Source organism: Anoxybacillus gonensis, from assembly GCF_001187595.1.
Taxonomy (GTDB): Bacteria; Bacillota; Bacilli; order Bacillales; family Anoxybacillaceae; genus Anoxybacillus; species Anoxybacillus gonensis.
Genome location: NZ_CP012152.1, coordinates 272,250 through 296,541 on the forward strand (window position 1 = coordinate 272,250; position 24,292 = coordinate 296,541).

The following is a 24,292-nucleotide window of genomic DNA, read 5'->3' on the forward strand; positions in this document are numbered from 1 at the left end:
TATGGAAGCACCAGTAGCAAAAAATGAATATTACGATGTCATTTTTGAAGATTTAACACACGACGGCGCAGGAGTAGCAAAAATTGATGGTTTTCCAATTTTCGTTCCGAACGGTTTACCAGGCGAAAAAGCGAAAGTGAAAGTTGTCAAAGTGAAAAAAGGGTACGGCTTTGGCCGTTTAATCGAGCTATATGAACAAAGCGAAGATCGCATCGATGCTCCTTGTTCGATTTATAAACAATGCGGTGGATGTCAGCTGCAACATATTCGTTACGAGGGACAGCTGAAAGCAAAACATAAACATGTCAAAGAAGTGCTCGCTCGCATCGGGAAAATTGAACATGCGACCGTTCACCCTGTCCTCGGCATGAACGATCCGTGGCGGTATCGAAACAAAGCGCAAGTACCTGTCGGTGAGCGTGAAGGTGGGCTTGTGGCGGGTTTTTATAAAGAGCGTAGCCACGACATTATCGACATGGACGCCTGTTTGATCCAACAAGAAATGAATGATATCGTCGTGCAAACCGTCAAACAAATTTGCGAGCAATATAACATCCCAGCCTACAATGAACAGACGCATAAAGGTGTGCTTCGTCATATTATGGCACGCTATGGGGCAACGACAAAGGAAGTGATGGTCGTTTTAATTACACGCACCGAGGAGTTGCCGCATAAAAAGAAAATTGTTGAAGCAATTGTACAACGTGTTCCGAACGTGAAGTCCATTGTGCAAAACATAAACCCGAAGCGGACCAATGTCATTATGGGAGAGCATACGCGCGTGCTTTGGGGATCGGAATATATGTATGACTATATCGGCGACATTCGGTTTGCGATTTCTGCCCGTTCCTTTTATCAAGTAAACCCTGAGCAAACGAAAGTACTGTATGAAAAAGCGCTGGAATACGCGGAGTTGACTGGGAAGGAGACAGTCATTGATGCGTATTGTGGCATCGGAACGATTTCACTCTTTTTAGCAAAAAACGCGAGAAAAGTGTACGGGGTCGAAATCGTTCCTGAAGCGATTGCCGATGCGAAACGAAACGCTGAACTAAACGGCATAACAAACGTTGAATTTGCGGTCGGAGAGGCGGAAGTCATCATCCCAAAATGGTACGAGCAAGGAGTGCGAGCTGACTGTATCGTCGTCGATCCTCCTCGAAAAGGCTGTGATGAATCATTGCTACAAACGATGATCATCATGAAACCGGAGCGAATCGTCTACGTCTCATGCAATCCCGCAACACTCGCACGAGATTTGCGCATATTAGAAGACGGTGGATACAAAACGATCGAAGTCCAGCCGGTCGACATGTTCCCGCATACGATGCACGTTGAGTGCGTCTCGCAGATAGTTTTGAGAGAAAATTAAGCAGGAAACGGTTTTGTTTCCTGCTTTTATTCAATTTTCGGAGCGGAGAATCGATAAAAGATTTTTGGAGTTCCATCCGCTTTAATTTCAATACGATCAATTAAACGATGCAAAATTTCCGGTGTTAATTCATCAAAATTTAAAAATTGAGCTAATTCATGTTTCAACTTTTGGATGTTCTCAACAACTTTATTGCTTGATAACAAAGATTCGAGTTCTTTTTTTGAAACGACAAGCTCGTTAATTTCATTGTTGTTTGCTTCAATCATATCTTGATAATCCTCTTGGGTGATTTTGTCATCGGCGAGCATCTCGATATATTTGCGTTTTCGTGCTTTTAAAACATCAATTTGTTTGTTTATTTTATCCAGTTTCTTTTGGACGGAAAGTTGAGATTGTTTTGCTTTTTCTTCGAGTTGTTTTAAATAATGTTCCTTATCAATTTGCTGCATGAGAGACTGGATGTCATTAATGATCGTTTGTTTAAGCACTTCCTCTTTGATGACATGGCTGCTGCAAGCTTTTTTGCCGAATCTGGCATATCCACCACAGACGTATCCTTTCCGATTTGCTCGATACCACATTCCGCTACCGCAGTCAGCGCAATAGGCAATGTTCGTAAATAGGTGTTGTTTTGGAGCAGGGATGGTTTTTGAACGTAATTTCATCTGATGCTGTACAGCTTCAAATATGTCCCTTGGAATAATCGCATCATGAGCATTTGGAACAATAATTAACTCCTCATCAGACACCTTTTTTCGTTTGTTACTTGTGACACTCACGGTAGTTGTACGTCCTTGAACCAAATCACCGGTATAGTGTGGATTCGTTAAAATGAGTTTGATAGTGGAATCATTCCACTTGTCACCTGCATTCTTTTTTCCAGCTACTTCAGCTGGTGTTGGCACCCCTTCGTTATAAAGTCTTCTTGCTATTACATCTCGGCCATCGCCTCTTAAATATTCATGAAAAATTCTGCGAACAATGTTTGGAGTTTCATCATCTCGAACATACAATTTTCCGTCTTTGACTGTATATCCGTATGGAGGAACAGAGCCTTTGAAGCGTCCATTCCGAGCACGAGTCTTGAGAGTTTCTTTTACTCGTTCACTTGTACGTTGAGCTTCTTGTTCATACATCCAAGCATAAAGTCCGAACATGTGTGTGTTTCCTTGTAAGGTGTTAATAGCTCCATCCAGCGTAATGATGTGAACCCCGTGATTTTCGCAAAGATTTTTGATTTGATAGGATAGTTCTCCGTTTCTCGCTAAACGTGAAAGCTCTTTGGCTAGAATAACATCGATTTTTTTGTTTCTTGCATCGTCAATTAATCGCTGCAAATTTTTGCGTTTTGCTGTAGTTCCTGATTCGACATCAATGTAAAATTCGTACAAATCCCAACCTTTATCTGCGATATAGTTATAAAATAATTCTTTTTGATACTGTAAAGAAGCTTGTTGCTCTAACTTATCAGTAGACACTCGAACATAAACGCCACATCTCATTTCGCATTCAATCCTTCCTTGTTAAATTGAGATGTAGCAGTGTTCACCTTCTTAGCATTATTGACAATTTCATCGATTTTATTATTGATGATGGATTTAATAAGTTCAGAAAAGGTTACTTTAGGGTTACTATAAACACGTTCTATGGAATTTAACGTTTTCTTCATAATGGTTTGCTCCTTTCATTTAAAAATAAAAAACCGCAGAGTACTCAGCCACATCCACATACATTTAAGTGGCTTAGTAACCTCTGCGGTTTTCGCTTTTTGTCGGGTTACAAAATCAGTATTTTTTGAGTTTGTTTATCTCAATTGTGCTTTCTAATTTTTGATTTACTTTCCAAAAGAAATTCTCTTTAAGGCCTTAATTTTGAATACATTATACCTTCGATTTTTTATATTTGAAGGTTTTTTTAAAAAAAATTAAATAAATTAGTGGTTTAATTTTTCGGTTTTTTACCCATAAAGTAAATTGAGGGTTCGTTTAGTTACCTGTCTTGGTATACCTAGACAGACAACTAACCGAGTTAATTATGTCAAAAGGCCTTGTTTATCAAGGCTTTTTGACATGGTGCATGGAGTAAGTATGGGAAGATAAAATAATTTTTCGGTTAGGCGTTTAATTTAAACGAGTGATTTTCGGTAAGTTGTTTAATTTCATTTTCCAGTCCTACAAAGGGGGATAAACGGAAATCAATATCTACTCGTCTGCTTGCAAAATGTATGTCGACTCGGTTAATGAACATTAGTGATAGTGTACGTTTCTCAATATCACTGAATTGATTTAAAGATGTTAAACGTTCAAAGCGTTGAAATACCTTGTCAATCTCATCGTTGTTCAACAGTAAATCAATTTGTTCCATAACGGAATGCAGTTGTGCAAGTTTTTCCTGCATTTTTTCTTTTGCAGAAGAAATATGTTTTAAAAACGCACGCTTTTCATTGTTCCCCTCAATCATTCGTTCATTGTATAATAGCATCTCTTTCTGTTTTTTTAACGACTCTTCCTCTGTACGTAAGATTTTTTTTCATTGAAGAAGTAGTCTCTGAGCATGGCTTCTCATCTTATAAAACTGTTGAGTCCATTGAGTAGAGAAGCGTTTAAATACAATTTCATGAACGGCATCCATATCGATTTTTTGTTTACAGTTCGGACAAACATATTTCATATATTTTTTAGCTGACTTGCTAGGTGTGTCAACTTTAGTCTTTAAAGAAATCCCACAATTTTTACAATAAGCAATACCGCGTAAATAAAACGGCGTATCAAATTGTTTCGTTTGTTTTTTGAGTTCTCTCATTTCATTGACGAGATGCCAAAGATGAGGTGGCACAATAGGTTCATATACATTTTCAATTAAATTGATTTCTTCTTTCGGTTTACGGGAACTAGAATGAGCACTTTTTCGGACGTTCCAAGTTAAGTGACCAGCATAGATATAACGATGTAAGATTGCATCTATTGTATTTTCATGCCATCCGTTTCCAGTTGGTGAAGGAACATTACATTCGTTTAGAAGTTTTGCAATTTTTTCATTGCTATATCCCCAAGAAGATAGATAAAAAATGAGTAAGACAATAGGGGCATTTTCGTCGGGAATAAATGTTTTATAACCGGTTTCTTTATCAACGATGACTTTTTTATAACCAAACGGTGTTCTGCTACCCGGACGGATTTTTTTAGCTAGTAAACCATTTTGAGTATCTTTAGTCCGTTTGGATTTAATGATGGATTCCTGTCCAGCAAATAACAATTTCATTTCTGTTATCGTATTGTGTGCGTCCCACTCGCCGGAAACTGTAGTACAAAAAAACTTACAATTTGGTTTAAGAGCTTTAATAGGATTATAAATTTGTGTTACAAAGCTGTTGAATGTACGGTCTATTCGGCTTTCTTCGTAGAAGAAAACAGCATCAGCCTCATTATTAATAATGTACATAAAAAGCTCCCGCATGGCTGGTCGATCCGCAGCGGTTTTTCGATAGGCACTAACTGCGTCATCAATACACCATTGAATAATTTCGTAACCTTCAGCCTTTGCTCTTATTTCAATCTCGCGCTTTTGAATTTCAATAGAATGGTTATCCAGTTGCTTATGACTGGAGCGGCGAATATAACCGATCCCTTTATTTGATTTGGGTATTGTCATGTTAAAACCTCCGATTTGAAAAATTCGTGGAAAAATAACTCACAAGTTACATATTCATGATGGACAATTAAGTTTTTAATAATCATTTTCGCTAACAAGCGACGTTCATGACCTTCTAGACTTTCCTGTAGTACTAACTGGATTAGTCGCACTAATTCATTGATTTCCCGTAAGCACTCATTTATTTTTTGCTCTTTTTGCACAATATTTGATAACTTCGACTCTAACACACTTAGTTCTGCCATGAGCTTTTTGGCTTCATTGCAAGGTTTGGATAGGTTGTATGTTGTACACAACTTGTATTCAATATTTCGAATGGCTTGTAAACAAGTTATTTTATCCCGATCATTTTCTTTTTTTAACGAAGTGAGAAACGAAAGGCATTTCTTTTCCAGTTCGTTTATATTTAGGTTGTTCAATATTTCTGTTACAATTTCGTTAATAATATCATTAAGTTGTTTAATTGGAATATCGACTAATTTATGGTTTCTGCTACATACAAAGTATCCTTCAGTACCCACTGCATTCATTTTCAATGACATTTCGTTGTTACAAATGAAACATATAGGTCTAATCAATGCACTATCTTGTGTTTGTGCTTTAAGTTCATAATATTGCTTTTCTAATTGTTCCAATTTTTTATTTACACTCTTATATTCATCGAGTGTGATAATCGCGGGAACATGTGGTAAATGATGATATTCGTTCTGGCTCATGTAGTAACCAGCGTAGAACGGTTGTTTTAATATCTTTAGCACATCTTCAACTTTTCGCCCCAATAGTTTTTTATATTTGGTTAATAAGATTAGAAATTCTTCAAGGTTTTCAACATTTGCAGCTTCAGAGTGTTAAAGCCGATGATAAAATCCCCAATATAGCCGGAATAAAATTCCCCACTTACAATAGAACCATAGTGTCAATGAGAGGAGCTATGGTTCATGATTACGAGAGGGGAATTTTTTATGATCAAAGAGATGTATGAAAGGGGAATGAGTATTTCCGATATTGCGAGGGAATTGGGGTAACTATTCAGCCACATCATAAAGTGAGCTGAATATTTTTTTCTTTCCTTGTCTATGATGTGAATATTGATAGACAAGGAGGTGAATCGCATGTTGACGGTACAACAAGCTGTATTTACAGTTGAGAGCTTAATGGGCAAAGTCCAACAACAAAAACAGCTCATTCATCAACTCATTCAAGAAAATGAACATTTGCGTCAAGAAAACAAACAGCTACGTAAAGAAAATGAACAACTGACATATCGCGTTCAAGAGCTGGAAGCACGCACGAAAAAAAACAGCTCTAATAGCCATCTGCCCCCATCTTCTGACCGTTTCGAGAAAAAGCGCTCCTCTCGTGAACCGTCTGGCAAAAAGCCTGGCGGACAGGAGGGACATGAGGGAACGACGCTCTGTCAAGTGGAACATCCACACCATCGTGTCGTTCATCGCGTCCATACGTGTCAAGGATGTGGGGCTTCTTTACGTGACGTAAAACCGTTCAAAGTCGATGTCCGTCAAGTGTTTGATCTGCCTCCCGTGACGATGGAAGTCACACAACATGAACGCGAAGTGAAATCATGCCCGCACTGTCGGTGCGTACAACAAGCCGAGTTCCCATCACACGTCACCAATCATGTGCAATATGGTCCACGGCTCACGGCGCTTGTCGTGTATTTATACAATATACAAATGATTCCATATCAACGTTTACGTGACATGATGGAAGAGTTATATCAACATCCGATCAGCACAGGAACACTTGTCAATATGGTCAAACGAGGACGCGAAGCACTCGAACCAAACATGGACATCATCGAGGAAGCATTGCTTCCATCGGATATCTTGCATGTGGATGAAACGAGCTTGCGGATCGATGGCAAACAGGCCTGGGTTCATGTCGCCTGTACATCTGCATATACATACTTAGCTCCTCACGCTTCTCGTGGAAAGAAAGCAACCGATGAAATCGGGATTCTTCCACAATATAAAGGAACGATGATGCATGATGCATTCGGTACGTATCCCAGATACACCGAAGCCACGCATGCCCTTTGTCATGCCCATCATTTACGTGACTTGAAAGGGTTCATCGAACAAGGGCATACATGGGCAAAACGGATGACCACGTTTCTATTATCCGCCAAACAAGTGGTCGAACAACATGGTGGCTTTCTTCCTGAAGAAGAAGCGAAACGTTGGGAGCGCGTGTATGATCGCACACTCGCGAAAGCGCAACATCGGTTGGAAGGGATGACACCGTTGCCAAAAAAAGCGCTCTCCTTCATTCGGCGACTTCAAAAACGGAAGGAAGAAGCGCTGCGCTTTTTGCGTGAAGCTCACGTTCCCTTTGACAACAACCAAGCCGAACGAGATCTTCGCATGGTCAAAGTCAAAGAGAACATCTCAGGGACGTTTCGTCAGGAAACGTTCGCGCAGTCGTTTTGCATCGCAAGAAGCATCGTTTCCACACTCACAAAGCACGAAAAAAACGTGTGGGACTCGTTGTGTCTTCTGTTGACAGGTGAAACGATAGATCGTGTTCTTTCCGCTACGTAGGGCATTTTCTATGACAGAAATGCCCTATTTGTGCTGGGCTTTTTACACACTAGCACGGGGGTGAATAGTTACGAATTGGGGATCGATCGGAAAACCGTCCGAAAATATATTCACTCCCCCAATCCTCCTTCCAAATCCAAGCGAAAACAAAGAAAAAGCAAGTTAGATCCATTTAAACCGTATCTTCAAAAACGGATGTTAGAAGATGGGGTGTTTAATAGCGAAAAGTTGTTTTTTGAAATTCGACAACAGGGCTATACGGGAGGAAAGACGATTTTAAAAGACTATATGAAACCTTTCCGAGAGACGGCGAAAAAGAAATACACCGTTCGCTATGAAACGCTTCCTGGCGAACAAATGCAAATCGATTGGAAAGAAGTTGGGGAGGTCGTGATCGAAGGGAAAAAAGTCAAGTTATCGCTATTTGTGGCCACGTTAGGCTATTCGCGGATGAAATACGCGGTATTTACGACCAGCCAGGACCAGGAGCACTTAATGGAATGCCTGATTCAGAGCTTCAAGTACTTTGGTGGGGTTCCGAAGAAGGTGTTATTTGACAATATGAAGACCGTTACAGACGGGCGAGAACAAGGAGTGGTGAAATGGAATAAGCGATTTTCTGAATTTGCGAGTTACTACGGATTTATTCCAAAAGTATGCCGGCCCTACCGGGCCCAGACAAAGGGAAAAGTCGAACGAGCCATTCAGTATATTATGGATCACTTCTATGTAGGAACATCGTTTGAAAGCATCGAAGAATTAAATTTCCTTTTACATCGTTGGCTCGATCAAGTGGCGAATCGGAAGCCAAACGCCACTACCGGTATTTCTCCGCAAGAGCGTTGGGCCGAGGAGTCACTCAAACCTCTCCCGTTGAAAGATTACGATACGAGCTATCTTTCCTATCGGAAAGTGCATTGGGATGGCAGTTTCTCGTATAAAGGGGAGCAATGGCTCTTATCGGCGGAGTATGCAGGCAAAGAAATTCTAGTGAAGGAGCGATTAAATGGAGATATTCGATTGTACTTTCGAGGGAAGGAGATTTCTCACGTGGACCAACAGAAAAAAGTGATTTCATTCGCTGAAAAAATAAAAAAGAAACAGACAGAAATGGCCGCCACCATTTCGCCTGTTTCGATGGAAGTGGATACTCGTCCATTGTCCGTTTATGACGCATTCCTGCGAGGGGAAAGCTCATGAAAGAACGCATACACGAGTATTGCCACCAACTCCATTTGCCTGTCATGGCGGAGCGATGGTCCGCCATGGCAGAATACGCCTCTACTCATAATATATCATATTCAGAGTTTTTATTCCGCTTATTAGAGGCAGAAATCGTCGAAAAACAGGCACGATCGATCCAAACGCTCATCAAGCTGTCCAAACTGCCGTATCGCAAGACGATCGATACGTTTGATTTTACCGCGCAGCCTTCGGTGGATGAGCGCCGGATTCGAGAGCTGCTTACGTTGTCCTTTATTGACCGGAAAGAAAATATCCTCTTTCTCGGTCCACCGGGGATTGGAAAGACACATCTGGCCATTTCGATTGGAATGGAGGCGATCGCAAGAGGGTATAAAACGTATTTTATTACCGCTCACGATTTGGTCAATCAGTTAAGAAGAGCCGACCAGGAAGGAAAGTTGGAGAAAAAGCTTCGTGTCTTTGTGAAGCCAACCGTTCTCATTATTGATGAAATGGGGTACCTAAAACTGGACCCGAACAGCGCTCATTACTTATTTCAAGTGATCGCTCGTCGGTACGAGCATGCCCCGATTATCCTCACCTCCAACAAAAGCTTCGGGGAATGGGGAGAAATCGTGGGAGACTCGGTTTTGGCGACAGCGATGTTAGATCGATTACTGCATCATTCCATCATTTTCAACCTAAAGGGGGAAAGCTATCGATTACGGGAAAAGAGGATCCAACAAGAAAAACAGAAGGATCAATGAAAGGTCCTTCTGGGGAATTTTAAACCGGCGATTTTGGGGAAAAAATAATCGGCCTTGACACAGAGAATAGTTGTTTAACAAGTTCACCACGTTTTTCATTTATTGAATAGGAACGACCATTCTCTGTTTTAGTAACGTCATATCCGAATATGCGATGGGGTGCTTGTTTTCTTGCATCAGATGTACGTTTATTAATCAGATGGCCTTCATGTTGTGCAAAGATAGCATATGCTCCTTCTAAAACAATATCTTTATTAAATTGTGGTGAATCAGAAGCTGTAAAAATAACATTTACGTTATGTTTGATTAGCTCTGAGATAATTGTTAAATACTCGTAGAAATCACGAGCTAAGCGATCACGTTGATAAACAAGTAGTGTATCCACTTTGTCCTCTCGAACTAAATCAAGCAATTTTACCAGTTGCGGACGTTTGTGAAGAGGTAACTTGGTTGCTGATATACCGTGATCGCAAAGGATTAGCACCTCATCAGAGTTATATTGCTCTAAATAACGCTTTGCAGCATTGAGCTGCATTTCTTCACTCTGATTATCTGAACTAACACGCATATATAAAACTTTCAATTTTGTCACTACGTTTAGCATGAATTAACTACTCTCCTTGTCCAAAATTTTTTCGTTTTTCATGTTTCTTGCCAAAATAGAAGCCTGTAATGTTAAATCTGTGCTTATTTCATTCAAAAGAATCTTTTCGATTAAGCGTTCTAACCACAATTTCGATTCTTTCGGCAATTCTTCACTAAACGTTACTTTCCCAATTTTTAAATCAATTTTCACCAAAAGTCCTCCCGTCAATTTTTGTTAACAATCATTGACGGGAAAATTCGGTTTTATACACTTTTAGTATTTTTTTTAACGTTATTTGCTTCTAAATGGAATTGAAGCTGTACACTTAAAGTTTTTTCTTTTACATGTGGACGTTTCTTGATAATGATCTTTGTTTCATGCCCCGGAACCTTCAATTCAGTGAAAGATGGCTTCATTTGCTCCCCACCTTCAGATATAAAATTTTAAAAAGTTCTATAATCTCTTGGGAAAATCCATATTTTGTACAAATTTTTAGGCATTCTTCAAGCAAACTGTAATATTGATTTTTCTCATCCATTGATGCTTTTCACCCCTTTCGTCGATGTTAAAGTAATGAAAAAATCCGCAGAACATGTGTATCAATAAATTGATAGCAACATGTAACCTGCGGATCTCGCTTTTTAGTGGTTAACATGTTATTTAGTTTTCGTTAAGCTGTGCTAACCGGAAATCATTATATCTTCGGATTTTTTCTTTTGAAGAGGTCAAAACATTTTTTAAAAGATAATTTGTTTGATTTATACAATTTAAGAGGTAAGGGAGTGATTATATGATTAAGTTACCTTATAATGTTTCAAAACATATTGCTAAAAAGGCAACTATAACCCGTGGTGCTAGTCGAGTCTTAACGCTCAACTAGCCCAAGAACAACAAGGGAGTAAGCCAGTAAAATACTATCCAGTGCCGTTTCAAATCCAGAAACCGAGTTCGCTCGAATCTCGGTGATCCGATACGAATCGACTAAAATCGAAAACACGGTTTCAATCACTTTGCGTTTTCGTTTCATCCATTGTTTCCATGCGTCTGATTGGTGAACTCGCTGATTTTTTCGAACGGGCTTCCAAAAAGCGACTCGGTACTCTTCGTATAGCTTCTTTTGCAGCTTTTGGATGATATACCCCTTGTCACCTAGGTTATACGGATGTGGAATTTGTGTCATGACGGTTTCAGCGGCCACCCGGTCGTGACAAGACGCTTCGGTGACGACATATCCCATCGGAAGCCCTTGATCGGTGGCCTGCAGATGAAGTTTCAACTCATAGAAAGCGATCTTTTTGGAAGCACAATAGCCAATATCGGCGATTCCACGAAACCGTTTGACGCGATGCATTCGAGCTGAATGACACAGCTCGATCGGCAAGCTGTCCACGACCGCATACGCATGGTGTTGCCCGCGCTTGGCCAGCTGGTGCCGAATCCACTTGATCGCAGAGCTAAGCGCTCGGCAGCGACGGTTGTACCGAGAACGTTCAGGGAACAAGGCCTTGGGAAACAAATTACCGATCACAAACCGGTGCCAAGCCCGTTCGGAAGTGAAGCCCAACAACTTTCCAAGGACATGGATGGTGATGATGACTTCGTCTTTCTGTTTCAACAAATGACAATTTCGGCGTTGAAGAGGAATCTGGATACTCGATAGTTGAGCCGATACAAAAAGCAAAATCGATGCATATTGTTTTTGAAGTTTGACACGATCTGTTGTAAAATGAAAGTGCTCTTGCATGTGAATTCTCCTTTTAAATGTTTGGTCGCACTTTCATTTTAAGGAGATCCTCATGCAAGGGCTATTTTTTATGCTTGTCTGATTTTATCTAGCACCACGGGTATTCTTTATTTAAATAGCAAAGATACACCAATACATCTCATTTTTATTATTGGATTTTAACTACCGTTAGCACTCGATACACGTTGAGTGTGTCGCGAAATTAACCATGAAATAAGGGCATTTTTAAGGATGCTAGGTGGCATTTGACCACATTTGTGCCACCTAGCTGTTTTTTTATATAAAATCATCGAACATACGTGCAGTTTTTTCTTCGATTTGGGCATACACATCGCCGGCTGTTTTGAGAAAGGCATGTCCTGAACGATTCTGTACTTCTTTTAAGTCCGCGCCTGTCTCAAAAAGCTATACAAGGGGAGGATGGCTCAATGTCAACTCCAAAAATTAGCATTACATTTTCTATTATTTCTCTAAAACACTTTCTTTACAATCTTTTATTATCGGATTTTGCTTTTCATTTTACTAAGTCTATTTGTTTCCGTTTTCTTCATGAAAGCGATCTATTTTTGGTGTATGATATCTTTACTTATCTCTTGCTTCTGCGTGTATTAATTGTTCAAGTTTAAAAGAATAAGTTGATGGAGCTGTTATAAGAATAACCCCTCTTCAGAGGTTTTATTCTTGGTGCAAAGTTTTGATAAGGTTCATTCGAGAAATCCATATGGAAGGTATAAATGCTGCAACAAGCCCTATCAAAGGACTTATGATCAATTCGATTAAAACTATTAGCCATGGGAATAGATATTCTTTTGCCTCCAGACCTGCTAATACATGGTAACCAAACACAAGACCTGATATAATTCCAATTAGCCCTCCGGCTAATGAAATGATTACTCCTTCTAACAAGGCTAATCTCACTACCTGGTTTGGTCGGCTTCCTAGCGCTCTGAGCACCGCAAACTCTCTACTTCTTTCTCTTAGGCTACTAGCTATGTTATTCATCAATCCTATAACACCGAGGAAAATAGTTAAAATCACAGCAGCAAGTAAAATAAATAGCCTTTGTTGTACCTGCCGGTGTAACGTTAAAAGTTCCTTTTGACGGTCATAAAGTATAACATTTGAAAAATTTGGGTTATTTAACAACTTGTCAATCTTTTTTTGAATAACACTACTTAAGGATGGATTAGAAATATTATATTGAATTTGTTCAATCGTGTTAATTTTAAAATATTTTTTAAGATTTTCTCTGTCGGTATAAGCTGTATATTCATCAGAAGGTAAAACAGGCATTTTGTCAATAATTCCGACAATTTTGAATCGATGCCCAGAATTTTCTCCTTTAATCACTTCGTTATAACGGCCTATTTGAATATAATCACCCAGCTGAAACCCAAGTTTTTTTAAATTTTTTGTAATGATAACTCCATCATTACGTAAAGCTCCTTGATCAATTGTTCCTTCTAGCACCTTTATGGAATGAAATTTTGTTACTTCATTGATATTTATTGCTCTAAGGCTAATATGAACTTGTTTCTTACCATTTATATTGAATAGTTGACCATTCCAGTTTTTAATATGGTTTTGGTCAAGATTAAGTGTTAATCCAAATAGTGCTGTAGGAATGGATATTGAACTTACACCTTCTATTTGTTTAATTTGTTCTTCTAAACTTTTGGAAAATCCTGGTTCAAGCGATGAATCAGTAGCTTGTAATTTATAGTCCATTGGATACCTAGTTTTTATATCTTTTTCAGCTTGAATCGCTATGGAAGAAAAAAGTAAGTAACCAGTAAGACCAATGACAAATGCTAGCATCAGTATGCCTGCTATTTGTATATTTTTTCTCATCTGGCGTAAGGCATTTCGTCCTGCCAATAATGCTTCTGATCCGAGGAAAGGTTTGGATATAAACGAGATGAACTTAACAGTCAAATAAAGAATGACTGGAATCCCCATAAACATGGAGAGTAGGAAACATAAACCAGTTAAAAGATAAATCCATTCAGGTCCCTTCGTATATAAATAGTTAAATATTGATACTGCGATTGAAGCAATTAACAAAATTGGTGATAACCATCGTACTAAAAAACTATATTTATCTAAGGATGGTTCACTTTGTTTGTAAGCAACTATAGGGGGTAATTTACTGGCAAGATATCCCGGTATAATCCCTGCAAGTACGGTAATAACTATTCCGCTCACTGCACATAGGAATAATGACTTCCAAGGGATTACAATCCCTACAAGAGAAAACCCCATTAATTGTTCTACGACACGTTGGGATAAGAAAGAAAGCACAATTCCTAATAAAACACCAACTGTAGCGCCGATAAATCCAATGACCATTGATTCAAAAACAATCATAAGTGTCAATTGATAGCGTTTTATACCAATAAGTCTTAAAGTTGCTAGTTCACGTTTTCTTTCCAGTATGGCCATTTGTAGCGTACTTACGACGATAAGAAAACTTCCTGCCAATGCTGATGTCAACAACGATTTAAAATTGGTTCTTACGTTCTTTTGGTGAATGATTACCTATCATCCTGTTGGGGATTTTTATTGTTTTATTAAAATAATGATTACAGTCTATAGAGAACACGTTTTTCTAACAGAGCTAATCCAGCTCGGCCATACATCATTCGTTTAATAGTTTTCAACCGGTTGATTTGCCCTTCCAGCACACCATTGCTGTATGGGAGAAGAAAAGCATGTTTTACGGCCTGCAAATCGCTGCGCAAACGCCGAGCATATGGATAAAACGGCTGTTTTGAATCCGAAAGCTGATGACGCAGCCAACGTAAAAAACGATGGTAGTCTGCTTGACGAATCGCTTCACGATAATCTTGAACCATTTCATAGATGGGTCGAACATTGGAGTAACTTTCGAGACATTGTTCCAAATCCATGATCTCCTTCTCAGAAAGTTGATGACGCGGAGTCCATATCCAATAAGCGAGTTGTTTCCTTGATATACGATGTTCCAGCATCGATGGATCATTCCTCTTTCGGTTCCGTCGAATCTTTTCTACCGAGGTTCGTACCGCCGAAAACGTGCCGGAATATCCTTCTTTGCGAAGAAGAGAATCAATAGACGGAATGGTATGACCTTGCGCTTCTAACTCGATGACACGATTCAAAAAAGGGGACATCGGTGTTTTTCTTTTTCGTCGATGAATCAGTGGCGGAGTTGTCAACTGGAGATATTTTTTCACCGTTTTCCGATCCAGCTCATATTCCTTCGCAAGATTAGAAATGTTCTTCCCTGATTGATGAGCTGTTTGGATTTCTTGAATGAGTGCCCATTTTTGTTCCTGGCGCTGCTTTTTCCTCTTTTCTGCCTTTGTCATTTCGATTTCGCGAACAGATGTGTTCGATTCACTCCATGTCATCACAGAGGGAACGAGGGATAAAAGAAGGAAATCCAGTCTTTTTTTCGCATTCCCGATAAAATGCCATCGATCGTACACTTAAAGGATGGAAGGATTGGCATTGGCAATCCCCTGACGGAATCCTGTAAATCCATCCCGGCTCATCACTTGTACATGGGAATAGGTTTTCAGCCATTCAGTAAGTGTTTGCGGCAGCCGATTTGGCAAGAGAGCAACTGGATGATGACTGCAAAGATCACAAATTATCGCTCCATACGTATGGCCTTTTCGAAAAGCAAAATCATCGACTCCGAGGAAAGGGAGACACCTCTACAGGAATAGGAGTTTTATGAATCATCGTTAACAATGAATCATGGCTGATAGGCAGACGAATCGCCTGTGCAATCTTTTCCGCAGCTACACAACTCGTGGAAAAGGCAATTTGACGCAAAATGTGTTCTGCCCGAAGAGTACGGCGGCCATGCGGCGCCAGCCAGTCATAGCGCTCAGTAAACACTTTAAGGGAACAGGAAGGATCATCGCAAAACCATTTTCGAGAAATAAGCAGGAGCTGAACGGGCCGATCAGCGATAGGAAGATCTTGAATCACACGTGTATACCGACTATGCGGGCGGGAGGAAACATGATGACAGGCAGGACAGGAAGAAGACTTTCGGTTGCTTTTTACCGTTAAACGTAAACTGTCATCGACATCAGACACATCTAGTAACTCGATAGTTGAATCAAGAGGAGACCAAGAAAGGTTAATCATCGTTACAAACCCCTTTATTTTTATTATACCCATGTAGTTAATAGAAAGTCATCTCCCCAAATTAGCGTAAGAACCATTTTATCACCGTTGATTACACTGAAATCGAAATGGTATGAACAAATGGCTTTAAGCCCCCTATGTTCTCCCTTTCTTTTTCCATCCCTTTTCTGTTATCAATAAAAATATCAGGATATTTGGATTTGATAATTTGATTAATTTTTTCCTTTGATGCTCCGTCTTCTAATTTTAACATCAAAACCGTTGCTTTTCCTTTATTTGATGTAACCTTACTTAACCAATCGTAATCAAAAATTGCAATGTTCTCTAATTTTTCATTTTGTTTTAATGTTCCAGATATAACGACTTTTTGTTTGTTATTACGAGGAGGGAAAGGCAACTCAATTTCAGACCCAATTTCTAAATGATTTGATTTCAAATATCGGATAGGCAAGATAACCTCGTTTCCTTTCGGGAATGTTCCTTTGTCTATATTATTTAAAAAAGGATGTTCTTTTGCTAATGGATCATTTTTAAAGCCAACATACATAGGCAGCGCTGCTATTTCTGGAATTTTCATTTTTTCACCGATATAGGGGTAAAGCAGAGGTGTGCTATTCTTAACACCTGGAATTTGATTAATAAACGTTATATCGTCTTCTGTAAGATGGTGCTTATCGGTTTGATATCCCACTAGCATATCGTAATTACCATACTTTTTTCTTAAAGTATACTCATTAGAACGTTCCACAGTAAGTATAAGAATTTGGGATATCACCAGAAGCATCACACCTAAAGCGACACCTAATATGGAGAAAAAAGCTCTACTTTTTTTAGATACAAAAAATCTCCAAGCTAGTTCCATGATATTCATACTAACTCTCCCTCAATTCTACGAGTAATTTCAACCACTCTTTGGCTCACTGATTGGCTAGAGTTTTTTAAATTAAGCTCATCAATCAACTTTCCATCTTCCATAAATACGATGCGATGGGCATAAGAAGCGACTTTAGCATCATGTGTTACCATCACGATAGTATGGTTCATTTCATCACAGAAATGACGCATGATATCTAGAATCTCTTTGCTTGTTCTTGAATCCAAGCTTCCTGTTGGCTCATCGGCTAATATAATTTTTGGTTCTGTGACTAACGCTCTAGCAATAGCCACTCTTTGTTGCTGTCCTCCGGACATATCCGAAGGTCGAGAAGATGCTAAATGTCCAATTCCTAACAAGTTCAATAAATCAAATACTCTTTTCTTTGTCTGATCGTCGTATTTCCCCAATATAAATAGGGGTAATGAGACATTTTCTTCTGCAGTTAGTACCGGGATAAGGTTAAAGAATTGAAATATAAATCCTATCTTTTCTCCTCTTAATTTTGTCAGTTCAGCTTCGCTTGCTGAAGTTAAAGAGATGCCATCCAGAAAAACTTCTCCAGAGGTTGGGCGATCTAAACCGGAGAGCATATTGAGCAAGGTTGACTTGCCTGAACCGCTAGTACCCATAACAGCCAAAAATTCTCCTTTATTAACCTTTAAATTCACATCTCTTAGTGCGTAAAATTTGTTATTCCCTTCACCATATATCTTATTTAGAGATTTAGCTTCCAATATTGCAGACATAATTCCAACTTCTCCTCCCTTCAAAATCAGTATCAATAATTAGTTTAGGAAGTAAAAATCAATTTAGAGTCAAAGGCATATCAACAAAGGATCAATAATTTATTAATATTTATTGATAACTTTAAATTTTTTCAGTTCTTTTTGGTATAATATTGGAAAAATTTATTATGAAGGAGGGGAAAGATCGAGTGGAAACAGTCTTACTTGTAGATGATGAAGAAGAAATTATTGAGTTGATGAAAGATTTTCTAGAAGCAGAAGGTTATAACGTACTTACAGCTTCGAATGGTTTGGAAGCTTTATCTATTCTTGAAAAACAAGCTGTTCATTGTGTGCTTTTGGATATTATGATGCCAAATCAATCTGGATTTACAACGTGTAAAAAAATTAGGGAAATCAGTGATGTTCCTATTCTTTTTTTAACAGCTGTCCAAGATGATACAGATAAAATTCGCGGATTAAACATAGGAGCTGACGATTATATTGTAAAATCAGCTACTCCGGGAGAAATCGTTGCACGAATAAAAGCTGTTTTACGCCGCTCTCTTTCGAGAGAAAATAATAATACTCTCAATTATGGAAGTTTAAAAATTAATATATATACGAGAGAAGTGTTTGTAAATGGAAGGAGAGTAAACCTAACTCCAAAGGAGTTTGAGCTGCTTCAGTTTTTAGCAGAACATCCTAGACAGGTATTTAGCCATGATCAATTATATCAAAAAGTGTGGGGAAATGAGTTAATAGATGAGCATACGATTAGAGTTTTTATAGCAAGAGTCAGAGAAAAAATTGAGGAAAATCCTTCAAAACCTCAGTGGATTCATACTGTTTGGGGAGTGGGATACAAGTTTGAGGATAAGGGATAAGAAATTACCAATAAAAAAATGGCTATTTATTCTTTTGTTTTGTGTTAGTTTTATTCCTGTGTTTTTAACGTTCATTATAAGTACATCTTTGGTTGAAGATCCTAAAGTTCCTATAAACAATAACTACTTAAATATAAGAGATGAAATTTTAAATAATGTTTCTAAATGGTCAGATCCTAAATGGCAAACAGAAATCACTCCAAAACTAGATCGATATGGGATACAAGTACGGTTATTTAACTCGACCAACAAGGAACTTTTCTCAAATTTCTCTTATTCCGATATGAATGAACTTAATATAAAGACAAGACCCGTTGAAGAGCATCTAGTTTTCCAAGGTTCTAAAATCCAAGGAATAGCCTATATTCATGTAACGCGATCTTCTGTAATCACCGTACATAATTCTAAATTTAAAGAATGGTTCAATGAATATGGCGGGCTGGTAATTTGGTTAACTTCCTCATTAATTATGCTATTTTTTTGTACTTGGTTTATAAATAAGGCGTTACTTAATCCACTGAAAAAGTTGGCTGAAGCAACCAGAAGTGTATCAAAGGGAATTCTAAACATTGATTTACCTAAATCCCCAATACAAGAAATAGAAAGTGTATCAACCGCATTTAGGATTATGAGTCAAAAGCTAGATGATTCGATTAAACAACAGGTCAAAATGGAAGAAGAAAGAAAACTATTTATTTCTTCTATTATCCATGATCTGCGAACTCCTCTTTTTTCAATAAGGGGGTATTTGGAAGGAATTCAGAAGGGAATTGCCGATACACCTGAAAAAATAGAGAAATATATTGAAGTTTGTCAAAGGAAAGCAAATGTATTGGATACATTGATATCCGATTTATTTATATTTACAAAACTTGAACATCTAGAACAAGAACCTAATCTTGAAAAAATAAACATCTATAAATTTTTAAATGATATTATAAAAGAATTTAAATTAGAAGCAGAAAAAAAGAAGATTAAAGTTGAAACAATTAGCTCGGTAACTAACCATGTCATATTTGCAGATGAACATTTACTAACAAGGGCCATTGATAATTTGTTAAACAATGCTCTTAGACATACACCTAATGAAGGGAAAATTACTATTTCCTTAAATGAAACAGATAAAAATATTGAAATATCCGTTATAGATACAGGTGAAGGAATTAGTCCAAAGGATTTGCCTTATCTATTTACCCCTCTTTATAGGGGAGAAGGTTCACGCAACAGAAAAACAGGCGGTGCAGGTCTAGGATTGACTATAGCAAAAAAAATATTTTTAGCGCATGGCGGAGATTTGAGAGCTAGCAATCACATTTCACATGGTGGAGCAGTATTTACAGCCTACTTACCAAAAGAAAACTCTAAATAAATGAAGTGTTCTGCCTACTTTACAACTTTCTCCATACCCCCTAATATGTTCGAAGATGAACGTAGGCTCTATATATTTATATTAAGATTTAATGGTTGAAAAAGTGAATGAGCTTCAAACTGTTAAATTCGGGTTAACTTCTTAAAGGAAATCGTCGTTCGATTTTGAAGCCATGCTTCAATAATGATCGATTTGACTTGTTCACAAATGTCATTTCCTTATCGAAAGTAATTTAGGTGAACACTGCTACAAGTCGTGATGTCTGCGATCACCACTCAAGGCACGTTGAGTGTGTTGCGAAATTAGAACGCGGTTTGTAAAAGGTCAATCGTTCTATTAGAGAAATATTGATAACAAAAAAAGGAAAGGACATCCCTTTCCTTTTTCATTTGTGAGATCGCCCTTCTGTATAGTAATGATGATGTTTTCCGCTTCACTACAATGTTATTAAAATATTTTTAATTTATTTTGAATTATAATATAATTTTACATAAAGTTCATTTTCATGATAGAAGGGGAATTATGGAGAATATAAAAAAACTACATCCGATCAGCGTAACAATTATTATCGGAACATTATTTGCAAGAATGGCGATGTTTATGACCATTCCGTTTTTAGCCATTTATTTAACGAGCGTAAAAGGAGTCAGCGCTTCGTTGGCAGGGGCAATTATTGGGATTAGTTCGATTGTAGGACTGTTTGGTGGTTTTTTTGGCGGGTATGTTTCCGATCGATACGGGCGAGAGAAAGTGATGAAAATTTCTCTTTTGATGTGGACGTTCGTGTTTATTGGTTTTGCGACAGCGGAGAGCATTTGGTCGTTTTTTCTATTAAATGCGTTAAACGGCTTATGTCGTTCGTTTTTTGAACCTTCGTCGCGAGCGTTGTTGTCGCAAGTGACAAAACAAGAAAATAAATTGCTTGTGTTTAACTTGCGATATGCAGCAATTAATGTAGGGGCGGCGATTGGTCCGTTAGTAGGGTTGAAAATCGGCAGTTCGTCATCAACAGACGCTTTTTTTATTACCGCTTTTGTTTATTTTCTTTACTTCATTTTGCTCGTCGCTCTTTTTTCAAACGATACGATTGACAAAAACGATAGCGATACATCCGAACATGTAACACTTCGCAATGCTGTCAACGTATTAAGGAACGATCGTGTGTTTTTATTTGCTGTAATCGGGATGATTCTCGGTGTCACAGGGTATTCGCAGTTTAATTCAACCATTCCGCAATATTTGTCGCAATATCAGGATGGTGTACAGCTCTTTTCTTATTTAATTGTCTTTAATGCCATTACTGTACTCATTATACAGTATCCTGTTTCAAGAATCGGCAAGCGGTATTCTGCGCTCACGTCGATTATGTTCGGCATTGTTGCAGTGTCACTCGGACTTTTCGGATTTGGTTTGTTTACTGCTGTGCCGATGTTATTTCTTTCTATGTTTATTTTAACGGTAGGAGAAGTGATGATGTTTTCAATGGTCGACATATTTATTGACCAAATTGCACCTCAACAGATGAAAGGATTATATTTTGGTTCTATCGGTTTTACGGCCATAGGCAACGCCGTCGGTCCATGGATTGGGGGAATGATGCTTCAATACTTTGGTTATGAAAACCATCTCCTTATTTTTAGCTTATTATCTTTATGTACTTTGATCGGCTTTCCAGTTTTTTTATATGTTAGTGGGGTAATGAAGGCGACGAAACGGCATATCGAGTATAGCTTGTAACAGTTTGTTTCACGACGGGGGTGGAGAGATGAGGAAGTTTTCCATCTTTAGTTTGCTTATTGTAGCCATGATTGTAGCGATGTTTTTTTATGGTGGGAACAATTTTAAGACAAAAGATGCTAGGCCTATTCTTGATGAAAATGGTTCCAGTTCATATGAACGAAAAGACGCGACACATGTTGAAACAGCGGTAAGCGAAGCGATTAAAGAACATGGGAAAACGTATGGGAAGGGAGAATACGTTGCGGAAGGACACATCATTCTTGATACAGAACAAAAAGGAAATAAAGTGAAAGCATATACAATCGCAAGTATAGGGGTATTTGAATTTCAAGATGGCATATTTGCCATTGTGTCGGGCAGCGGAGCCATTCCGACTGTGATGACATTTTCAATCGATAAGCATGGGCAGTATAAACTTGTTGCATACGAAGAGCCGCTCGATGGAGAAGCGTATGTGGAGTCAATGAAGAAAATGTTTCCGAAAAAATATGAATCGAAGGTATTAAATGCAGAGAAATACTATGATGAACTTGCTAAGCAACAAGAAAGACAGGCGCAGGAGTATTTAAAAAAGATTGGTCGGCATGCAAAAGTGAGCCTATCTTATGTGGAAAAACAACCGCTCAACATCTCCGTACAAGCGATGAATCATTTTCTTCGTATGCTTAGTAGCGATCCATTTTTGAACGAGTGTCCGGATTGGCTCGGAACGCGTGAAGTAGTCGAACAAGGGATTCGGTATGTGTACGAAACATCCCAAAGTAAAACAAATGACGGCCGAGATGTCGTGACTTTGCGAAAGATGAAAGAAGATGGAACGGTGATAGACATGCGGCAGTATGTTATTGAGGAAAATAAATTAAAGCGTATAAAGTAAAAAGCAGTCCATTGGCTTTGGACTGTTTTTATTATTTTTCAATAGGCTGAGATGATATTTGTAAATTGTTACTTTTTTTGTTGTTTATCTAACTACTCTATGTTACTATATAGTAGTACTCAATATTATTGATTACCAACGTTGTTGAGTACATAGGAGGTGTTTTTTTGGATAATCTAAGCGAAATGTTGAAAGGGATTTTGGAAGGCATCGTACTTGAGATTATAAGCCGCGGCGAAATATACGGCTATGAGATTACGAAAAAGCTGCACGCCTTAGGTTTCCAAGGGATTGCAGAGGCAACGGTCTATGCGTTGTTGTTACGGTTAGAAAAAAACAAGCTCGTACACATTACGAAAAAACCGTCAGACATGGGACCGCCGAGAAAATTTTATACGTTAAACGAACGAGGATTTGAAGAACTAGCAGCTTTTTGGGCAAAATGGGATTTTCTAAGCGAACGCATTCATCTGTTACGAACGAATGGAGGAGAGAAAAATGTTTAGTCACGAGATGAAAGAAAAAATAAAACAATTTGCGAAAGAGCAAGCGCCATATTATTTAGAAGAAGCGGAGATGACGTATATGGAAAAGCTTCGCCGGAAAACAGGAGAAGCGAAAAGCAAAATGATGGCGAAGCTCGCTAAATTTAAAAGTCGCTCGGAAACAGCGATGGAAGCACAAAATGACATGATTCTTTACATGAGCGATTATATGAAAGATTTGATGGAACAAGGGCTGTCGGAACAAGAAGCGTTTGAACGGGCGAAAGAAGAATTAAAGTTTCGGAGCGAAACGACAAAATCGGCCGATTTGCAGGAGCGGATTTTCGCGTACTATAACAACTTCGACCCTGCTGATTACGAAGCCATTGGGTTGTTTTACGGGGCGTTTGTTTTTTTAGGGCTTTCCATTGGCGCGCTTGTTGGCTTTATCGGCAGCGGTGGTTGGGAGATGTTTTTATCTGGCGGATGGATTCGTACGCTCATCGGCGCGGTTGTCGGCGTTTTGATCGGAGTAGGAATGGGGCTGTTGAGCCATGCGGTAATCGTGTTGAAGCGAAAGAAGTAAGGGGAGAAGATGTAGGATGATGAGAAACATTAGAAAAAACAAAGATCTCGGCATTTATGGTTTAGCGGCAAAATGGTATGATCGCAACTCGCGAAAAAGCAGACTTACTGAAATGAAAGAATATGCGAATGAAGTGGCTTCACATGTGATGAAAGGTGCTCATATATTAGAAGTTGCCCCTGGCCCAGGCTATTTATCCATTGAACTTGCCAAAAGAGGATTTCATGTGACAGCTATTGATATCAGTCCAGATTTTGTTGAAATCGCAACACAAAACGCTAAAGAAGCAAATGTTTCAGTGAATTTTATAGAAGGAAATGCAACTCACTTGCCTTTTGAGGACAATCGTTTCGATTTTGTTGTTTGTACGGCGGCATTTAAAAACTTTAAAGAGCCTGTAAAAGCGTTATGTGAGATGCATCGAGTACTGAAAAAAGAAGGAACAGCGCTTATTATAGACATGAACCGTGAGGCGACAGATGAAGAGATTGAGCATGAAGTAAGCAAAATGAAAGGATTTGACAAGTATTTCGTAAAATTTTCGTTTAAGACCTTTTTAAAACAAGGAGCTTATACAAAAGAAGAATTTGAAACATTTATTAAAGAAACACCGTTTAAAAACTATGACATAAGAAAAGAAGGCATTGGGCTATATGTGTATCTTTATAAATAGGAATTTTTCAAACCTGCTGCTTTTGGCAGGTTTTTTTTGGTTGTTCATATTCCGTTCATAA

At 38.5% G+C, this 24,292-nt stretch carries 25 protein-coding genes and 1 pseudogene; 11 read left to right on the forward strand and 15 right to left on the reverse strand.

Features of this window, described 5'->3' with window-relative positions:
• Position 1 precedes the first annotated feature (1 nt).
• On the forward strand, positions 2-1,372 hold the full coding sequence (gene rlmD, locus AFK25_RS01500; RefSeq protein WP_019418070.1) for a 23S rRNA (uracil(1939)-C(5))-methyltransferase RlmD: 1,371 nt from the start codon (positions 2-4) through the stop codon (positions 1,370-1,372).
• A 26-nt stretch (positions 1,373-1,398) separates the two neighbouring features.
• Here the strand turns inward: rlmD and AFK25_RS01505 are convergent, their stop codons facing one another.
• From AFK25_RS01505 to AFK25_RS01520, 5 genes are all read right to left on the reverse strand, one after another.
• Entirely contained in the window at positions 1,399-2,853 is a 1,455-nt protein-coding gene (locus AFK25_RS01505) for a recombinase family protein (RefSeq protein WP_240483353.1), read from the reverse strand.
• Between the two features lie 20 nt (positions 2,854-2,873).
• Positions 2,874-3,044 (reverse strand): hypothetical protein, encoded by a 171-nt coding sequence (locus tag AFK25_RS15025; RefSeq protein WP_019418068.1) that lies wholly within the window; start codon positions 3,042-3,044, stop codon positions 2,874-2,876.
• 443 nt (positions 3,045-3,487) lie between these two features.
• Positions 3,488-3,856, reverse strand: coding sequence for a hypothetical protein (locus AFK25_RS01510; RefSeq protein WP_035063755.1), 369 nt, complete (start codon positions 3,854-3,856; stop codon positions 3,488-3,490).
• A gap of 48 nt (positions 3,857-3,904) precedes the next feature.
• Complete coding sequence (locus AFK25_RS01515; protein ID WP_035063752.1) at positions 3,905-5,026, reverse strand: recombinase family protein; 1,122 nt, start codon at positions 5,024-5,026, stop codon at positions 3,905-3,907.
• Positions 5,023-5,742 carry a hypothetical protein gene (locus AFK25_RS01520; protein WP_128713000.1) on the reverse strand — a complete coding sequence of 240 codons (720 nt, stop codon included), beginning with the start codon at positions 5,740-5,742 and terminating at the stop codon, positions 5,023-5,025. The genes AFK25_RS01515 and AFK25_RS01520 overlap by 4 nt, the downstream gene beginning before the upstream one ends.
• A gap of 396 nt (positions 5,743-6,138) precedes the next feature.
• On the opposite strand from AFK25_RS01520, the gene tnpC reads away from it, so the two are divergent.
• The 3 genes and pseudogenes from tnpC (at position 6,139) to istB (ending at position 9,539) form a co-directional block, all read left to right on the forward strand.
• Positions 6,139-7,587 (forward strand): IS66 family transposase, encoded by a 1,449-nt coding sequence (gene tnpC, locus AFK25_RS01525; RefSeq protein ID WP_049720844.1) that lies wholly within the window; start codon positions 6,139-6,141, stop codon positions 7,585-7,587.
• Positions 7,588-7,659: 72 nt separating this feature from the next.
• Positions 7,660-8,787 (forward strand): annotated as a pseudogene (gene istA / locus AFK25_RS01530) (IS21-like element IS5376 family transposase); the annotation flags it as partial.
• Positions 8,784-9,539: an IS21-like element IS5376 family helper ATPase IstB gene (gene istB, locus AFK25_RS01535; RefSeq protein ID WP_009361858.1), complete on the forward strand. Its 756-nt coding sequence runs from the start codon at positions 8,784-8,786 to the stop codon at positions 9,537-9,539. The pseudogene istA and the gene istB, both read left to right, overlap by 4 nt.
• 19 nt (positions 9,540-9,558) lie before the next feature.
• Here istB and AFK25_RS01540 read toward each other — a convergent pair whose 3' ends face one another.
• The 10 genes from AFK25_RS01540 to AFK25_RS01570 form a co-directional block, all read right to left on the reverse strand.
• The gene (locus AFK25_RS01540) at positions 9,559-10,143 is read right to left on the reverse strand and encodes a recombinase family protein (RefSeq protein ID WP_049720846.1); all 585 of its coding nucleotides are present in this window, start codon (positions 10,141-10,143) and stop codon (positions 9,559-9,561) included.
• 3 nt (positions 10,144-10,146) lie between these two features.
• Positions 10,147-10,335 (reverse strand): hypothetical protein, encoded by a 189-nt coding sequence (locus AFK25_RS01545; protein WP_019417969.1) that lies wholly within the window; start codon positions 10,333-10,335, stop codon positions 10,147-10,149.
• Between the two features lie 53 nt (positions 10,336-10,388).
• Complete coding sequence (locus tag AFK25_RS14955) at positions 10,389-10,541, reverse strand: hypothetical protein (RefSeq protein ID WP_019417968.1); 153 nt, start codon at positions 10,539-10,541, stop codon at positions 10,389-10,391.
• A 449-nt stretch (positions 10,542-10,990) separates the two neighbouring features.
• A complete protein-coding gene (locus AFK25_RS01550) occupies positions 10,991-11,869 on the reverse strand; it encodes an IS982 family transposase (RefSeq protein ID WP_035063894.1) in 879 nt (292 codons plus the stop codon).
• 675 nt (positions 11,870-12,544) lie between these two features.
• A complete protein-coding gene (locus tag AFK25_RS01555) occupies positions 12,545-14,365 on the reverse strand; it encodes an ABC transporter permease (RefSeq protein WP_338024058.1) in 1,821 nt (606 codons plus the stop codon).
• Between the two features lie 86 nt (positions 14,366-14,451).
• The gene (locus AFK25_RS15170; protein WP_128713003.1) at positions 14,452-15,261 is read right to left on the reverse strand and encodes a transposase; all 810 of its coding nucleotides are present in this window, start codon (positions 15,259-15,261) and stop codon (positions 14,452-14,454) included.
• A gap of 78 nt (positions 15,262-15,339) precedes the next feature.
• On the reverse strand, positions 15,340-15,507 hold the full coding sequence (locus tag AFK25_RS15175; protein WP_338024066.1) for a hypothetical protein: 168 nt from the start codon (positions 15,505-15,507) through the stop codon (positions 15,340-15,342).
• Positions 15,508-15,541: 34 nt separating this feature from the next.
• Positions 15,542-16,012, reverse strand: a complete 471-nt coding sequence (locus AFK25_RS14670; RefSeq protein WP_081957624.1) for a transposase family protein — start codon at positions 16,010-16,012, stop codon at positions 15,542-15,544.
• A gap of 91 nt (positions 16,013-16,103) precedes the next feature.
• Positions 16,104-16,883: an ABC transporter permease gene (locus tag AFK25_RS01565; protein ID WP_035063905.1), complete on the reverse strand. Its 780-nt coding sequence runs from the start codon at positions 16,881-16,883 to the stop codon at positions 16,104-16,106.
• Positions 16,880-17,635 carry an ABC transporter ATP-binding protein gene (locus AFK25_RS01570; RefSeq protein ID WP_019417646.1) on the reverse strand — a complete coding sequence of 252 codons (756 nt, stop codon included), beginning with the start codon at positions 17,633-17,635 and terminating at the stop codon, positions 16,880-16,882. Before AFK25_RS01570 ends, AFK25_RS01565 begins: the two co-directional genes overlap by 4 nt.
• Positions 17,636-17,823: 188 nt before the next feature.
• Between AFK25_RS01570 and AFK25_RS01575 the strand changes: the two genes are divergently transcribed.
• The 7 genes from AFK25_RS01575 to AFK25_RS01605 all read left to right on the forward strand — a co-directional run bounded on the left by AFK25_RS01575 (position 17,824) and on the right by AFK25_RS01605 (position 24,231).
• Positions 17,824-18,501: a response regulator transcription factor gene (locus AFK25_RS01575; protein WP_019417645.1), complete on the forward strand. Its 678-nt coding sequence runs from the start codon at positions 17,824-17,826 to the stop codon at positions 18,499-18,501.
• A complete protein-coding gene (locus AFK25_RS01580; protein ID WP_019417644.1) occupies positions 18,485-19,870 on the forward strand; it encodes a sensor histidine kinase in 1,386 nt (461 codons plus the stop codon). The genes AFK25_RS01575 and AFK25_RS01580 overlap by 17 nt, the downstream gene beginning before the upstream one ends.
• A gap of 522 nt (positions 19,871-20,392) precedes the next feature.
• Positions 20,393-21,607 carry an MDR family MFS transporter gene (locus AFK25_RS01585; RefSeq protein ID WP_035063908.1) on the forward strand — a complete coding sequence of 405 codons (1,215 nt, stop codon included), beginning with the start codon at positions 20,393-20,395 and terminating at the stop codon, positions 21,605-21,607.
• Positions 21,608-21,635: 28 nt separating this feature from the next.
• Positions 21,636-22,487, forward strand: coding sequence for a transcriptional regulator (locus AFK25_RS01590; RefSeq protein WP_240483360.1), 852 nt, complete (start codon positions 21,636-21,638; stop codon positions 22,485-22,487).
• A 185-nt stretch (positions 22,488-22,672) separates the two neighbouring features.
• Entirely contained in the window at positions 22,673-22,993 is a 321-nt protein-coding gene (locus tag AFK25_RS01595) for a PadR family transcriptional regulator (protein ID WP_006322987.1), read from the forward strand.
• On the forward strand, positions 22,986-23,558 hold the full coding sequence (locus AFK25_RS01600; protein ID WP_009360795.1) for a GlsB/YeaQ/YmgE family stress response membrane protein: 573 nt from the start codon (positions 22,986-22,988) through the stop codon (positions 23,556-23,558). The genes AFK25_RS01595 and AFK25_RS01600 overlap by 8 nt, the downstream gene beginning before the upstream one ends.
• 16 nt (positions 23,559-23,574) lie before the next feature.
• A complete protein-coding gene (locus AFK25_RS01605) occupies positions 23,575-24,231 on the forward strand; it encodes a class I SAM-dependent methyltransferase (RefSeq protein ID WP_035063911.1) in 657 nt (218 codons plus the stop codon).
• Positions 24,232-24,292: the final 61 nt, after the last annotated feature.

Excerpts from the sequence above, each read along its gene's own strand:
- rlmD (WP_019418070.1), top strand. The coding sequence starts at position 2 with ATGGAAGCACCAGTAGCAAAAAATGAATATTACGATGTCATTTTTGAA.
- AFK25_RS15025 (WP_019418068.1), bottom strand. The coding sequence starts at position 3,044 with ATGAAGAAAACGTTAAATTCCATAGAACGTGTTTATAGTAACCCTAAA.
- AFK25_RS01510 (WP_035063755.1), bottom strand. The coding sequence starts at position 3,856 with ATGCTATTATACAATGAACGAATGATTGAGGGGAACAATGAAAAGCGT.
- AFK25_RS01515 (WP_035063752.1), bottom strand. The coding sequence starts at position 5,026 with ATGACAATACCCAAATCAAATAAAGGGATCGGTTATATTCGCCGCTCC.
- AFK25_RS01520 (WP_128713000.1), bottom strand. The coding sequence starts at position 5,742 with ATGAGCCAGAACGAATATCATCATTTACCACATGTTCCCGCGATTATC.
- tnpC (WP_049720844.1), top strand. The coding sequence starts at position 6,139 with ATGTTGACGGTACAACAAGCTGTATTTACAGTTGAGAGCTTAATGGGC.
- istB (WP_009361858.1), top strand. The coding sequence starts at position 8,784 with ATGAAAGAACGCATACACGAGTATTGCCACCAACTCCATTTGCCTGTC.
- AFK25_RS01540 (WP_049720846.1), bottom strand. The coding sequence starts at position 10,143 with ATGCTAAACGTAGTGACAAAATTGAAAGTTTTATATATGCGTGTTAGT.
- AFK25_RS14955 (WP_019417968.1), bottom strand. The coding sequence starts at position 10,541 with ATGAAGCCATCTTTCACTGAATTGAAGGTTCCGGGGCATGAAACAAAG.
- AFK25_RS01550 (WP_035063894.1), bottom strand. The coding sequence starts at position 11,869 with ATGCAAGAGCACTTTCATTTTACAACAGATCGTGTCAAACTTCAAAAA.
- AFK25_RS15170 (WP_128713003.1), bottom strand. The coding sequence starts at position 15,261 with ATGACATGGAGTGAATCGAACACATCTGTTCGCGAAATCGAAATGACA.
- AFK25_RS14670 (WP_081957624.1), bottom strand. The coding sequence starts at position 16,012 with ATGATTAACCTTTCTTGGTCTCCTCTTGATTCAACTATCGAGTTACTA.
- AFK25_RS01565 (WP_035063905.1), bottom strand. The coding sequence starts at position 16,883 with ATGAATATCATGGAACTAGCTTGGAGATTTTTTGTATCTAAAAAAAGT.
- AFK25_RS01570 (WP_019417646.1), bottom strand. The coding sequence starts at position 17,635 with ATGTCTGCAATATTGGAAGCTAAATCTCTAAATAAGATATATGGTGAA.
- AFK25_RS01585 (WP_035063908.1), top strand. The coding sequence starts at position 20,393 with ATGGAGAATATAAAAAAACTACATCCGATCAGCGTAACAATTATTATC.
- AFK25_RS01590 (WP_240483360.1), top strand. The coding sequence starts at position 21,636 with ATGAGGAAGTTTTCCATCTTTAGTTTGCTTATTGTAGCCATGATTGTA.
- AFK25_RS01595 (WP_006322987.1), top strand. The coding sequence starts at position 22,673 with ATGTTGAAAGGGATTTTGGAAGGCATCGTACTTGAGATTATAAGCCGC.
- AFK25_RS01600 (WP_009360795.1), top strand. The coding sequence starts at position 22,986 with ATGTTTAGTCACGAGATGAAAGAAAAAATAAAACAATTTGCGAAAGAG.
- AFK25_RS01605 (WP_035063911.1), top strand. The coding sequence starts at position 23,575 with ATGATGAGAAACATTAGAAAAAACAAAGATCTCGGCATTTATGGTTTA.